General features: G+C 69.2%; 12 protein-coding genes and 2 tRNA genes. 8 read left to right on the forward strand and 6 right to left on the reverse strand.

Going from position 1 to position 12,903, the window contains the following annotated elements; translation table 11 throughout:
• The first annotated feature begins 112 nt into the window (after window positions 1-112).
• Window positions 113-2,755, forward strand: a complete 2,643-nt coding sequence (locus C3E78_RS00390) for a purple acid phosphatase family protein (RefSeq protein ID WP_108576460.1) — start codon at window positions 113-115, stop codon at window positions 2,753-2,755.
• A gap of 74 nt (window positions 2,756-2,829) precedes the next feature.
• On the opposite strand, the gene C3E78_RS00395 is transcribed toward C3E78_RS00390, so the two are convergent.
• From C3E78_RS00395 to C3E78_RS00405, 3 genes are all read right to left on the reverse strand, one after another.
• Window positions 2,830-3,393 (reverse strand): WhiB family transcriptional regulator, encoded by a 564-nt coding sequence (locus C3E78_RS00395; protein ID WP_108576461.1) that lies wholly within the window; start codon window positions 3,391-3,393, stop codon window positions 2,830-2,832.
• Window positions 3,394-3,458: 65 nt separating this feature from the next.
• Window positions 3,459-3,974 carry a bacterial proteasome activator family protein gene (locus C3E78_RS00400; RefSeq protein ID WP_108576462.1) on the reverse strand — a complete coding sequence of 172 codons (516 nt, stop codon included), beginning with the start codon at window positions 3,972-3,974 and terminating at the stop codon, window positions 3,459-3,461.
• 43 nt (window positions 3,975-4,017) lie between these two features.
• A complete protein-coding gene (locus tag C3E78_RS00405; RefSeq protein WP_108576463.1) occupies window positions 4,018-4,989 on the reverse strand; it encodes an NAD(P)H-quinone oxidoreductase in 972 nt (323 codons plus the stop codon).
• A 77-nt stretch (window positions 4,990-5,066) separates the two neighbouring features.
• Here C3E78_RS00405 and C3E78_RS00410 point away from each other — a divergent pair, with 77 nt between their 5' ends.
• From C3E78_RS00410 to C3E78_RS00435, 6 genes are all read left to right on the forward strand, one after another.
• Window positions 5,067-5,852 carry a carbon-nitrogen hydrolase family protein gene (locus tag C3E78_RS00410; RefSeq protein WP_108576464.1) on the forward strand — a complete coding sequence of 262 codons (786 nt, stop codon included), beginning with the start codon at window positions 5,067-5,069 and terminating at the stop codon, window positions 5,850-5,852.
• Window positions 5,849-6,904 carry a hypothetical protein gene (locus tag C3E78_RS00415; RefSeq protein WP_108576465.1) on the forward strand — a complete coding sequence of 352 codons (1,056 nt, stop codon included), beginning with the start codon at window positions 5,849-5,851 and terminating at the stop codon, window positions 6,902-6,904. Before C3E78_RS00410 ends, C3E78_RS00415 begins: the two co-directional genes overlap by 4 nt.
• Window positions 6,905-6,962: 58 nt before the next feature.
• Window positions 6,963-7,051: transfer RNA gene (locus tag C3E78_RS00420), tRNA-Ser, on the forward strand.
• A 1-nt stretch (window position 7,052) separates the two neighbouring features.
• On the forward strand, window positions 7,053-7,472 hold the full coding sequence (locus C3E78_RS00425; RefSeq protein ID WP_108576466.1) for a hypothetical protein: 420 nt from the start codon (window positions 7,053-7,055) through the stop codon (window positions 7,470-7,472).
• 95 nt (window positions 7,473-7,567) lie between these two features.
• A tRNA-Ser gene (locus C3E78_RS00430) sits at window positions 7,568-7,654 on the forward strand.
• 146 nt (window positions 7,655-7,800) lie between these two features.
• A complete protein-coding gene (locus C3E78_RS00435) occupies window positions 7,801-8,841 on the forward strand; it encodes a GGDEF domain-containing protein (RefSeq protein ID WP_108576467.1) in 1,041 nt (346 codons plus the stop codon).
• Window positions 8,842-8,853: 12 nt separating this feature from the next.
• Here C3E78_RS00435 and C3E78_RS00440 read toward each other — a convergent pair whose 3' ends face one another.
• Window positions 8,854-9,279 carry a VanZ family protein gene (locus C3E78_RS00440; RefSeq protein WP_108576468.1) on the reverse strand — a complete coding sequence of 142 codons (426 nt, stop codon included), beginning with the start codon at window positions 9,277-9,279 and terminating at the stop codon, window positions 8,854-8,856.
• Between the two features lie 110 nt (window positions 9,280-9,389).
• Here C3E78_RS00440 and C3E78_RS00445 point away from each other — a divergent pair, with 110 nt between their 5' ends.
• Entirely contained in the window at window positions 9,390-10,283 is an 894-nt protein-coding gene (locus C3E78_RS00445; RefSeq protein ID WP_135804953.1) for a WD40/YVTN/BNR-like repeat-containing protein, read from the forward strand.
• Window positions 10,284-10,307: 24 nt separating this feature from the next.
• On the opposite strand, the gene C3E78_RS00450 is transcribed toward C3E78_RS00445, so the two are convergent.
• A complete protein-coding gene (locus tag C3E78_RS00450; protein ID WP_159085752.1) occupies window positions 10,308-12,092 on the reverse strand; it encodes a DUF4012 domain-containing protein in 1,785 nt (594 codons plus the stop codon).
• A gap of 124 nt (window positions 12,093-12,216) precedes the next feature.
• The gene (locus C3E78_RS00455) at window positions 12,217-12,858 is read right to left on the reverse strand and encodes a hypothetical protein (RefSeq protein WP_108576471.1); all 642 of its coding nucleotides are present in this window, start codon (window positions 12,856-12,858) and stop codon (window positions 12,217-12,219) included.
• Between the last annotated feature and the right edge of the window lie 45 nt (window positions 12,859-12,903).

Below are 12,903 nucleotides of genomic sequence, written 5' to 3' on the forward strand. Positions count from 1 at the left end.
TTCGCCGGCACGCACCGCTGAGGTCACCGAGCACGGAGTCTGCGTTCACCGGACGTTCTTTCGAGACTGGCTGACTGGGTTCGTTACGTTCCCTCTTGTCGAAGGACATCACGTGAAGCTGAAACCTCGCACGACATCGCTCGTGCTCGCCCCCCTGCTCGTCGGGGGGCTCCTCGCCACCGTCGGCACCGGCGCCCGCGCCGCCGACCCCCAACCGATCCTCACCACGGGCAGCACCACCTGGAAGTACGTCCAGAACGACGCCCACCCGTCCCCGGGCAGCCTCGGCTGGACCACCCCGACGTTCGACGACTCGTCGTGGCTCAGCGGCAAGGGCGGCCTCGGCGGCAAGAAGGACGGCACGGCCGACTCCCCGGTGTACGACTCCAGCCACACCGCCGCGACGCAGCTCGCGCTGGACGCCCCGGGCTCCGCCGACCGGGTGCGGACCTACTTCCTGCGCACCGAGTTCACCTTGACCGCTGACCAGCTCGCCGACATCGGCGAGCTGAAGGGCACCGTGCAGGCCGACGACGGCGTGATCGTCTACGCCAACGGCTCCGAGGTCGCGCGCACGGACGTGCCCGCGGACACCCCCGAGATCGGCTACGCCAACGTCGACGACACCGACCTGGACACCACCTCGGTCTCGATCCCGCCCGACCTGCTGAACGTCGGTGAGAACACCATCGCGGTCGCGCTGCACAACCAGCGCGCGAGCAGCTCGGACGTCTACTTCGACTTCACCGACCTCACCCCGGTCAGCGCGGAGGACGCCCGTCCGAAGCCGACGCGGATCATCCTGACGCCGACCGAGACCCCCGAGACGTCGCAGGCGTTCACCTGGCTCGCGGCCATCGGAGCCGACACCACCGGCAAGGTGCAGATCCGGCCCACCGCGGGCGGCGCCACCCGCACCGTGAAGGGCTACAGCCAGGGCACGTCGCCCAACAACAACTTCCTGCACTTCTCCACCACGGTCACGGGCCTGAAGCAGGCGACGTCGTACGACTACCGCGTCGCGAGCGGCAGCAGCTGGAGCGACTGGAAGACGTTCTCGACCGCCGACCCGTCGGACAAGGACTTCGAGTACGTCTACTACGGCGATGCCCAGGTCGGTCTCGACACCACCTGGCCGAAGGTCGTGAACCAGGCGTTGAAGAAGGCGCCCGACGCGATCGGGTCGGTGCATGCCGGCGACCTGATCGACTCCGCGACCAACGACACGCAGTGGCTCAACTGGTTCAAGGGCATGGAGACCTCCGCCGCGACGAAGAACGTGTTCGCGGCACCGGGCAACCACGAGTACACCGGCGACAAGCTGCTGACCTCGTGGAAGGCGCACTTCGAGTACCCGCTCAACCAGCCGAGCGACAGCACGATCGGCGACATGGCCAAGCTGGCCGACGGCACCACCGACGTCGCGAAGCAGTACCGCGCGTTCTTCGACCACTGGGCCGAGTTCGCGGCCGAGACGGTCTACTTCAGCGACTACCAGGGCGTCCGGTTCATCACCATCAACGCGACCCGCGACACGACGTTCCTGACGCCCGACAAGCTGCCCGCGTGCAGCGGCGCCGACTGCCCGTCGGGCAAGGTCGCCGAGCTCTGGACGCAGTACCAGTCCGAGTGGCTCGACCATGTCCTCACCGACAGCCCGTCGAAGTGGAACGTGGTGACGTTCCATCAGCCCGTCTACAGCGCCTCGGAGGGCCGCGACGAGCCGATCCTGCGCAAGTACTGGGTGCCGGTGTTCGAGAAGCACAACGTCGACCTGGTGCAGATGGGTCACGACCACGTCTACTCCCGTGGGTTCAAGAACGACGACACGACCGAGACGCCGGGCGTCACCGACGGCCCGGTCTACATCGTGTCGAACTCCGGCGCGAAGCACTACGACCTGGAGACGGACGCCAAGAACGTCTGGACCAACAACGGCGCCACGCAGGTCAAGAAGGGCGAGCACTTCACCACGTACCAGGTGATCTCGGTCTCCGAGGACGCGCTGCACTACACGTCGTACATCGCGGAGAAGACCGACACGGCCACGACCGACCTCAAGGTCGGCGACGTGTGGGACGAGTTCACGGTCAGCAAGTCCGACGCGGGTCGCAAGTACGTGACCGAGGCCGGTGTCCCGGTCCCGCCGCTGGAGGACCCGGCGCCCGAGGTGCCCGCCCCGGTCATCACCGACCAGCCCGGCGCCAAGGTCAAGGCCACCGTCGGCGACGACGTGACGCTGGACGTGGACGTCGACTCCGAGGCGGACGTGACCTACCAGTGGCAGCGTCGCGCGGCCACCGGCGGGGAGTGGACCGATCTCAAGGGCCAGGACGAGAAGTCGCTGACGCTCGAGGAGGTGGGCGCTCGTGAGGCCCGCTACGTCTACCGCGTGCAGGTGACGGCCGGTGGTCAGGTCGTGACCTCGACGCCCACGGCGCTGGTCGTCTCGAAGAAGGCGACGTCGGTCTCGATCGGCGCCACGTCGTTCCGCAAGGGGAGCAAGGGCACCGTCAACGTGACCGCCTCGCAGAGCGGCATGGTCCGGGTGACGGTCAAGCAGGGCGCGGTGACCCGCACCGCGTACGCCTCGGTGCGCGCCGGCTCGTCGGTCAAGGTGAAGACGGGCGTCCTGTCCAAGAAGGGGACCCGTCACCTCACGGTGACGGCCACGTTCACCCCGAACGACAGCGCCACGTACGCGTCATCGACCGTCACGAAGAAGGTGACGGCGAAGAAGAAGAAGAAGAAGTAGTCCCGCACGAAACGGCGGAACCAGCCCGCCAGCCCTCCTGGATCAGGAGGGCTGGCGGGCTCTTCGCGCAGCGGTTAGGCGACGCGGCTGGTCGAGAGCTGGTCGAAGGCGTCCAGGACGGCGTCGATGCTGGGCAGCAGCGCCGTCGCTTCGTTCGGGGCGGCTGCCGCCTCGAGCTTCTGCTCACGGGCCCGGCGCAGGTGACGCTTGATCGTCGAGGTCGAGCAGCCGAGCCGCTCGGCGAGCTGGTGGCAGGTGTCCTTGGGGTACGCCTGACGAGCCGTCATGACGGCCTCGTGGCTCACCGGCCCGCCGCCCACACGGGGCGCGCCGTACGGGGCCATGGATGCCTGCTGGACCTGGATGCCGAGCTGGCGCCGGATCAGGTGCCGGTCGTGCTCGGTCGTGCAGGCCACGAATCCGGAGACGTCGACCTCGACGACCGCCCGGTAGAGGCAGTCGACCATGAGCGGGCAGGCGGCGCACTGACGGTGCGCGGACGCCCGCTTGGCGGTGAGCTGCTCCCACTCCGCGGCGGTGATGTCGGTCCGCGCGGGCGGTGAGTGCAGCTGTTCGTCGTGGTAGATGTCCGGTACGGAGGCGCACGGGGGCGCTGTCGGTTCAGCCAAGATGGTCATGGGTCCCTCTTCCCAAGAGAAGCCGGCCAGGGAGCGCCGTGCCTCAGGTCACATCAAGGCTCAGGTTAGAGGTACATGCCCCCGGAGTCCCGGTTTTGGCCCGAAGAGTCCGAATCGTCACCTTTGGGGACGTTTGGACCCGGTAGCGCCAGGCGCATGTTGTGCAGCTGCGACTGGGCCTGCACCTGCTGGGCGTACAGCGCCGCCTGGATGCCGTGGAAGAGTCCCTCGAGCCAGCCGACGAGCTGCGCCTGGGCGATGCGGAGCTCGCCCTCGCTGGGCGAGGCGCTGTCGAACGGGAGGCTGAGGCGCTCCAGCTCCTCGACGAGCTCGGGGGCCAGGCCCTCCTTGAGCTCCTCGATCGACTGGGCGTGGATCGTGCGGAGGCGGGCGCGGCTGGCCTCGTCGAGGGGCGCGGCCTTCACCTCCTCGAGGAGCTGGCGGATCATCCCCCCGATCCGCATGACCTTGGCCGGCTGCTCGACCAGCTTGCTGATCGGGGTGCCGCTCTGCTCGTGCTCCTCCGGCGTGGTGACGGGCTCGCCGCCCAGGGCGATGATCTTCGGCTGCTCCTCAGTCATCCTTCCAGCGTAGCGATCTTTCCCGGGAGCGCAGGTCCGCGCGTCAGAGCGTCAGCAGCACCTTGCCGATGTGGCTGGAGTCCTCCAGCACCTGGTGCGCCTGGCGTACGTCCTCGAGCGGGTACGTCGCGTGGACGATCGGGCGGACCGTGCCGTCGGAGATGAGCGGCCACACCTGCGCGACCATCGCCGACACGATCGCGGCCTTCTCGTTGCTGGGCCTGGCCCGTAGCGACGTGGCCATGACGGCGGCCCGCTTGGTGAGCAGTGCGCCGAGGTTGAGCTCGGCCTTCGTCCCGCCCTGCATGCCGATGACGACGAGCCGGCCCGCGGTGTTGAGGACCGAGACGTTGGCGGCGAGGTACTTGCCGCCGATGATGTCGAGGATGACGTCGGCGCGCAGGTCGGCGCTCTTCATCTCCTCGGCGAAGTCCTGCTCGCGGTAGTTGATGACGACGTCCGCGCCGAGCTCGCGGCAGAACTGCGCCTTCTCCTCCGAGCCGACCGTCACCACGACCGTGGCGCCGAACGCCTTGGCGACCTGGATCGCCATCGTGCCGATGCCGCTGCTGCCTCCGTGCACGAGCAGGGTCTCGCCGTGCTGGAGCTTGCCGATCATGAAGACGTTCGACCACACGGTGGACGCGGTCTCCATCAGGCCGGCGGACTCGACCAGCGAGATCCCGGACGGCACCGTGGCGACCTGGCCGGCCGGGACGCTGACGTACTCGGCGTAGCCGCCGCCGCTCAGCAGCGCGCAGACGTGGGAGCCGGGCTGCAGGTCGGTGACGCCCTCGCCGACCGAGACGATGTCGCCGGAGCACTCCAGGCCCAGCACGTCGGTGGCTCCCGGCGGCGGGTCGTAGAAGCCCTGGCGCTGCAAGAGGTCGGCGCGGTTGACGCCCGCGGCGGTGACCCGGATGAGCACCTCGCCGGCGGCGGGTTCGGGGATCGGGCGGTCGACGACCTCGAGGGCATCGACTCCGCCGGGCGTGGGAACAGTGACGGCGCGCATCGTCCCTACGGTAGTCGCCCCGGGCAGGAGAGGCGATCCAGGTGGCCGCCCCTCGCCCACCTGAGAGGATGGCAGGCATGCATGTGGCCCTCGTCCAGCGCGCCTCGGACATCGACTCCGCCGCCAACCGGGACTCCATCACGAAGCAGCTCAGCGAGCTGGCGCCCGAGGACGGCCTCGACCTGGTCGTCCTGCCCGAGGCGGCCATGCACGACTTCGGTGCGCCGGACCACGACCTCGCGGCGGTCGCCGAGCCGCTGGACGGCCCGTTCGTCGACCTGATCTCGGCCGAGGCCCGGCGTCTCGGCGCGACGATCGTGGCCGGCATGTTCGAGCGCACGGACGGTCTGCCGTTCAACACGCTCGTCGTGATCGGTCCGGACGGCGAGCTGCGCCGGACGTACCGCAAGATCCACCTGTACGACTCGTTCGGCTACAAGGAGTCCGACCGGATGCGCGCGGGCGACGTCGAGCCGGTGGTGCTCGACGTCGCGGGGCGGGCCGTCGGGCTGATGACCTGCTACGACCTGCGGTTCCCCGAGCTGGCCCGCGACCTGGTCGACGCCGGTGCCGAGCTGCTGGTCGTCCCGGCGGCCTGGGTCGCGGGCGATCGCAAGCTCGACCACTGGCGGACGCTGCTCGCCGCGCGGGCGATCGAGAACACCGTTCACGTCGTCGCGGCCGGGCAGGGTGGTGACCGCTACACCGGCCATTCCTTGGTTGCCGATCCGTGGGGCTCTATCGTTGAGGAGGCCGACAACGGCTCCGCGATCATCCGGGCGACACTGGCAGCAGCCGACCTGGCGCAGGCGAGGGACGTCAATCCCTCGCTCACCAACCGAAGGATCCGACACAGCTCATGAGTTCCACCGTGCAGGGAGGACGCCGACGGCTCGACGCGTCGGTGCCTCCCGAGTACGACCTGCCGACGCGAGAGCCGCGCATCGAGTCCGCGCGCACCGCGCGGCTGCTGCTGTGGGTCGTGTTCGTGGCGTGGGTCGTCGGCACCGCGGGCGCCGCGACGTCGATCATCGCGATCGGCGCCCCGACCTGGATCGAGCGTCCCTCGGCCGCGCTGCTCACCGTCGTGTTCGCGGTCGGGCTGACCCACCGCGGCGGCGGCCACATGCGCATCTGGCTGCCGATCACGGCCGCCCTGGCGATCGCCGCGGCTGCCCTGGAGACGAACCTCCTGCTCGCGTCCGCGGCCGCGGTCTCGGCCGTCCTGTCCGCGGTGTGGGCGGTGATGGTGACCCGGCCCGCCGACTCGGTCGTCGGCGCGATGCGCGAGTACGCCCTGGCGCTCGTCGTCGCGCTCAGCGGCACCCTGTCGGTCGCGGCCTGGAACGCGCCGGTCAACTACCAGCGGTTCAACCTCATCGTCGTCAGCGTCGCGCTCGGCCTGGCGATCACGATGGTCTGGAACCTCGGCGCCGGCCTGCACGGGCTCGGCCGGCAGAACCTCGCGATCCTCGCCGGGGTCGCGGTCCTGCTCCTGGTGATCCTGGCCTACAGCAGCTTCGTCCGAACCCACGGCTCGGACTCCCTGGTCGACCTGTTCAGCGACCTGGTGAGCTGGAGCCGGCGGACGTTCGAGGGCGTACCGCGTCCGGTCGAGGTGTTCATCGGCTTCCCGGCGCTCATCGTCGGCGTCTCGATGCGCTCGAAGCGGCGCGAGGGCTGGTGGGTGCTGGTGTTCGCCGTCATCGGCACCGCGGTGCTCACCACGTCGCTGGTGACTCCGGGAGCCTTCCCGACGTACATCGCGCTGTCGACCCTCTACTCCAGCATCCTCGGCCTCGCCGTCGGCCTCGTGGTGCGGCACTACGTCCTGCGCGAGCGCTCGGCGAGGGCGGCCCGCGCGATCGAGCCGATCGTGCGCGTGGAGCCCCCGCGGTTCGCCCCCTTGAAGTAGCCGCTGCCCCCGGAGGTGCGACAATCGTCTCTGGCGTGGCGCTTCGGCGCTGCCGCCAGGAGGGGTGCCGGAGTGGCCGATCGGAAGCGCCTTGAAAGCGCTCGCTGGCAGCGATGTCAGCCGCGGGTTCGAATCCCGCCCCCTCTGCGTGACGAAGTACCGACTTGACCGACGCTTCACGCTGCCCGCGATCGGGGTGCACCTGATCGCCGCCGGCATCGTGGCCGCCCTCGCCTTCCTGGTCTGGGCGTGGCTCGGCGTGCTCGCGGTGCTGCTCCTGCTCAACGCCGTCCGGGTCTTCGCGTTCCCGCCCGTCGTCGCCCGCCTCGACCCCTTGGGCGTGCGCCTCGGCGGCCTGATGACCATGAAGCCCGTGCGGGTGGTGTGGACCCAGGTCGAGGACGTCAGCGTGGACCACGCGCGACTGCGCTTCGACCAGGGCGCCGAAGGGGCCGTGACGTTCCCCCTCGCGTACGCCGGGAAGCGTGCCGAGGAGCTCGTCCGGGAGGTCTACGACCGGCTCAACACCGCGAACGGGTACTCCCGGTACGAGGCTCCGTCGTCCTGATCGCGGCCTCCGTGAGGCCTCGGATCGATCCCGATTCGTCGGACGGGTCACCCGGTCGCTATCCTGTTCCGGTTGCAGTCTTCGGATCGCAGCGGGGAGATGTCGCATAGTGGCCTAGTGCGCCCGCCTGCTAAGCGGGTTGAGGTTTAAACCTCTCGCGAGTTCAAATCTCGCCATCTCCGCAGGCACACGAAGGAGCAGGACCCCACCGGGGTCCTGCTCCTTCGCCGTTCGTCCTCGCCTGATCGGGACACCTTTTCGCCGTTGTGCCTCCACGGGCTCCCACCCGCCGTTACCGTTGGTTTTCCAGGGGAGCAGGGAGTCGACGGTGGCACGTTTCGGGCACGGTCTGCAGAGCCTCGCCGAGATGGCGCACCTGCTGATGCGGCCCTACGGGCTCGAGGAGCTGCTGGAGGTCGCGGCCGAGCACGCGCGTGAGGCCCTCGGCGCCGCCACCGTCTCGATCAGCCGCCTCGACCTCCCCGCCCAGCAGATCCACACGATCCTCAACGTCGGCGACCTCGGGCCGGGCGAGGAGCGCTGGCCCGCCGCCGAGACGTACTCGATCGCCAGCGACAAGCGCCTGTCGTCCGCGATCCTCGACAAGCTGAGCTCGGAGGACGCGATCGACGACCCGGCCTCGGACGAGATCGAGCGACGGATGCTCGAGCGGCTGCACAAGGGATCGTCGTTGACGACCTCGATCGTGGTGGACGGCAGTCCGTGGGGCGAGTTCTACGCGACCCGGCACGTGGGGGACGCGCGGTTCGACGCGGAGTCCATCGCGTACGCCGAGGTGCTGGGCGCGATCCTCGCGGCGGCGATCTCCCGGTCGCTGCGGGAGAAGGCGCTCGAGGAGCTGGCGTTCCACGACCCGTTGACCGGGCTGTTCAACCGTCGGGGGCTGGACGCCGAGGCGGCCGAGGTCTTCGACGTGCCGGTGGGCGTGACCCGCGAGGTCGCGATCGTGGTGGTGGACATCAACGGGCTCAAGCTGATCAACGACTCCGAGGGCCATGCCCGCGGCGACGACCGGATCCGCCTGGTCGCCTCCTCGCTCAGCGAGGCGTTCTCCCCGCTGGGGGCAGCGGTCGTGGCACGGGTGGGCGGCGACGAGTTCACCGTCATGGTGGCCGGGCGGGACGTCCAGGAGGTCGTGGACACCGCGAACGCGCTGCTGGTCCGCCTCGGCGGCCCGGGGTCCGAGGTCAGCGTCTCCGCCGGGGTCGCGGCGGCGCAGATCGCCGCGGGCACCGACCTGCGCCCCACCGACCTGTTCGCCGCCGCCGACCGGGCGCAGTACGTCGCCAAGCGCGCCGGCCTGGGCTACGTCCTTTTGTTCGACGACCTCGAGGCACAGAGCGCCTGAGCGCCCCCGGGCTCAGCGGTGGCGCTGTCCCGCCCGGCGCAGCCACAGGGCCACCAGCACGGCGCCCAGCGCGGCGCCGGTGGTGTTGGCCACGACGTCGGCGACGCTCCCGGTGCGTCCCGGGCGCGCGACCGTCTGAGTGAGCTCGATCGCGATCGAGAACAGTCCAGCGAGCGCGGTCACCCGCAGCCACCCGAGTCGGGGTAGCAGCGCCAGCAGCAGGGCGCCCAGGGGCAGAAACAGCAGGATGTTCGCGCCGAACTCCCCGATCCGGTAGCCCTGGTCAGGAGTGAGGTCGAAGATGGCGACAAGCCACGTCGTGGGCACGCGATGTGCCAGGTCGAGGTCGCGATCGACGTGGCTGGGCCACAGGCCGATCAGCAGCAGCGCCACCACGTACACGACGCCCGCGCCGATGATCGGGAGGCGATGGCGCATCCCCCGATCGTACGGTCAACGCCGCGCCGGATCGCCCGTCTTGGCAGCCGGGGTGACACATCACACTGGGACCCGTCCGGGGCGGTCCTCGGCGCCCGTAGGATCGTCGCGTGAACAAACGACTGGGTGTCGCACTTCTGGCCGGCCTCGTGATCGTGGACGCCGTCCTCGTCGTCGGAGCCGTCCGGCACGTCAACCAGACCCCGCCGCCTGTCGACATCCCCGTCGTGCGGGCCGGTGAGACGCCGGAGACGCCGCCTTCCCCGTCGTCGACCCCCGAGCAGCCCGACTTCGACTTCCAGCCCGCCAGAGCCGCGGCGGTCTCGGTGGCCAACGACGACACGTTGCTCTACGCGTTGAGAGGTGCGTGCAAGGGGGACAACGACAACGCAGGCAAGGTGACCGTGTCCACCAACGGTGGCGCGTCCACCGTCACCGTCCAGACGGGCCTCGAGGAGATCCTGGCTGTGTCGGCCGTCTCCCGAACCGAGCTGCGGATCGTCGGGGCTGACGATGCGTGCGACGTGCAGCGTCTCCGCTCGAGCGACGGCGGCGACACGTGGGAGACCGACCCCGAGGACGACCTCTGGTATCCGGACCCCACCAGCACCGCGACGGTTGTCTCGCCCGAAGGCAGGACGAAGCCGGGGTGCACGGTCACCTCGCTCAGCCAGGTCGGTGACACCTTCGCCCGCGTGAGCTGCGCTGACGGCGTCATCCGCGGGACGGGCGACGGCAAGAAGTGGCTGAAGCTGGGGCGACTCGACAACGTCCGGGTGGCCTCGTTCACGAACTTCAACGCAGGCGTCGCGCTTGCGGTCTACCAAGGATGCGCCGCTAACGCGTTCACGACCCGCGACAGCGGACGTACATGGGCACCGGGCGGTTGCATCAGCGGGGAGCCCGCCCAGGCGATCGCGGCCAGCGACTCGGGCCTGGTCGCGATCGTCGACGCGCAGCTGTACGTCAGTGACGACGCCGGCCGGAAGTGGCGCCAGCCCTGACCTGACGCCAGAACGGATCGGTCGTCAGCACGAGCTGCGGACGAAGATCTCGTTGTCCGAGGAGTGAGCTCCAGGTGTCGACGACAGCTCGGCATCCGCCCGCTGCCCCTTCGCCGTGCGCATGGTCGCGACGATCTTCACGGTCGCGCCGGGCTTGAGCGTGATTGCCGCGAAGTTGACCGGACGCCCGTGGAAGGTCACACCGTTGTTGGGGCGGAACTTGCCGTTCTGCGTGAACGAGATGAACTCGCCACCGGCGGGGGCGAAGAAGCGGGTGTCCAGCACCATGCTGCCGCGCGGGCCGTTGCCTCCGACACCAGTGATGTACTTGGGAAGGAGGCTGGCGTCTGCAGGAGCCGTCGACGTGAACGTCGTGGTGAGCTCGATGGTCTGGCGACCGTCGTCGGTGCATCGGATCGAGCGTGCCGTGGTCTTGGTGTCGAGGTAGTACTGCATCTTGGAGGCGGTGGAGTCGTTCAGGTACATCCCGACATGGGGTCGCGTCGTTCCCTTGCCGGGGAACGCGCCGGAGATGGTGGTCGGAGCGATCTCGCGTTGTTCCTTGGTGCGGGCGGACCACAGGAGCACCCGGTGCTCGCCGGCTGCAGTCACGAGCTGCGACAGCGTCTCGCGGGCGTCGCCCTTGCCGGACGTGACGCCTTCGAAGATCCGCCGTGCGGAATCGGCGAAGAAGGCGTCCTGGTCGACGGGATTCGTGAACCGCGCGTACACGTCGTTCAGCAGCAGGTCGACGGCGTTGTCCGCCGTCAGCTCGGTGTCCGCTGCGGCCTTGATCGGGCCGGTGCCCTTGAGCAGGTGGCTGAGGGCGACGGGGTCGAGACTCAGCACGCCGTCGACCTTCACGCCGAGCTTGTCCACGACCATCGATCGCATGATTTTCGCGGTCCGCGGGAAGTCGGGGGTGAAGTTCGTGTCGCGGAAGTCCTTGGCCATGAGCTGGCCGTAGACGGCAGCCTCGCTCTTCGTGAGCTTGACGAAGGGGTCCTCATACTGCGGGATGTCGCTTGCCGAGCCCTGCTGAGTGATGCTGAGCTTGCCGTTCTTGGCCTTGACGACCGCGAAGGCGCCGGGCAGGCCGCCGGTCGAGCGCACCTCTGCATTGTTCTGGAAGACGAGCAGGTAGCGGCGCGTGCCGCGGGCGCCCAGCATCTCGGGAGCGAGCCGCATCGCCCGGGCTGCTGACGATGCCGCGAACTGGGCGTCGTCGACCTTTTCCTTCAGGTCCTTCACCGGTGCGCGCAGCGGCCCGACGAGCTCGTCGGACTGGATCGAGGCAATCTTGCGCTGATTGGTGGTGAGCACCTCGGCAGCGGTGCTGATGGTGGGGCCCAGCTGGCTGAACGCTGCCAGGTCGAAAGCCCCGTTACGAGGCTTGAACAGGTCGCCGTCCAGCGATGCGGAAGCCTCGACCACCGGTGGCAGGCCACGGCGGCTGATGTCGTCCAGCGTGCTCGAGACGGTCCGAACAGCCGAGACGCTGTCCCCGACGAAGGGCATCTTGGTCAGGAGGCTCCAGACCAGACCGTCCGTGTTGGTATGTGCCTTTCCTGTCGACGACTGGAGGTCCTCGAGCGAGGACCGCGCGGCCGAGACGTCGCCCTGGCTGATGTGGTTCTGCAGGATCTTGGCCTGGGAAGCGGCGTCCTCGAGCGCGGTCTTGGCCGTTGAAGCCTGCCGGGCAAGGAGCGCTCCGGCAACCACGACGAGCACAACGACCGCGCCGAGCCCATAGACGAGGGGACGTCGTGACCTGGTGGGGCCGGATGCCCGGTGCCCGAGTCGAGCCATGTGATTCATCCTAGGAGTCGTCGTTGGCCGCAGATGTGGCGCGGTCTGGAAACTGACACGACTCCGCCACCGGTCTCGCCCTCTTCAGGGGAGTGCCGGTGGCGGAGTCGGTGTGGCGCTGGTGTCAGGCAGTCTTGCGACGGCGTGCGATCGCGGTGAACGCGACGCCTGCAGCGACGAGTGCAGCACCGACGTAGAGGGCGATCATCGCCGGGGCGCCGGCGTTGGGGAGAACACCGTTGCTGTTCGAGCCGGTCCCGCCAGCGTTGGTGTCAGAGCTGTTGTCGGCCTCATCGCTGGCGTTGTCGCCCGAGCCGTTCTCCTCGCCGTTGCCGGCGTCGTTGCCGGGCGTGCCGACGACGATCTGGACCGAGTACACGTCGGTCTGGGGAGCGGCGAGCAGCGTGGTGTCAGAGGTGACAGCGGCGGCCGTGGTCACCGAGTTGCTGGACGAGATCGGTGCGAGGACCGGGCTGGTGACGTCCGGGTCCCAGGTGCAGCGAGCGGTGGCCGTGTAGGTGCCCTCTTCCTCCGGAGCGGTGAACGACGGCGAGTACTCCGTGCCGGCGCCGGGGGCACCGGTCTGGCCGGCGAAGGTGGACGTCCACGCGCAGTTCACGCCGCCGGAGGTGAAGGTGATGGTGAACTGTCCACCAGGCTCGACGGCCTCGGGCGCGTCGGCGCTGAACGGCGGGGGCTCGTAGTCGGCGTAGGCGGTGGAGGCCGTGAAGAGGCTCAGCACACCCGCCACAATGGCGACGATCATGAGGCGCGTTTTAATCATTGTTTTCAGTCTCCGAGAGGGTGGCAG

It is taken from the genome of Aeromicrobium chenweiae (assembly GCF_003065605.1).
Taxonomy (GTDB): Bacteria; Actinomycetota; Actinomycetes; order Propionibacteriales; family Nocardioidaceae; genus Aeromicrobium; species Aeromicrobium chenweiae.

What these genes read in the sequence shown, in the direction of transcription:
- C3E78_RS00395 (WP_108576461.1), bottom strand. Translation starts at nt 3,393, where the DNA reads ATGACCATCTTGGCTGAACCGACAGCGCCCCCGTGCGCCTCCGTACCG.
- C3E78_RS00400 (WP_108576462.1), bottom strand. Translation starts at nt 3,974, where the DNA reads ATGACTGAGGAGCAGCCGAAGATCATCGCCCTGGGCGGCGAGCCCGTC.
- C3E78_RS00405 (WP_108576463.1), bottom strand. Translation starts at nt 4,989, where the DNA reads ATGCGCGCCGTCACTGTTCCCACGCCCGGCGGAGTCGATGCCCTCGAG.
- C3E78_RS00410 (WP_108576464.1), top strand. Translation starts at nt 5,067, where the DNA reads ATGCATGTGGCCCTCGTCCAGCGCGCCTCGGACATCGACTCCGCCGCC.
- C3E78_RS00415 (WP_108576465.1), top strand. Translation starts at nt 5,849, where the DNA reads ATGAGTTCCACCGTGCAGGGAGGACGCCGACGGCTCGACGCGTCGGTG.
- C3E78_RS00440 (WP_108576468.1), bottom strand. Translation starts at nt 9,279, where the DNA reads ATGCGCCATCGCCTCCCGATCATCGGCGCGGGCGTCGTGTACGTGGTG.
- C3E78_RS00450 (WP_159085752.1), bottom strand. Translation starts at nt 12,092, where the DNA reads ATGGCTCGACTCGGGCACCGGGCATCCGGCCCCACCAGGTCACGACGT.
- C3E78_RS00455 (WP_108576471.1), bottom strand. Translation starts at nt 12,858, where the DNA reads ATGATCGTCGCCATTGTGGCGGGTGTGCTGAGCCTCTTCACGGCCTCC.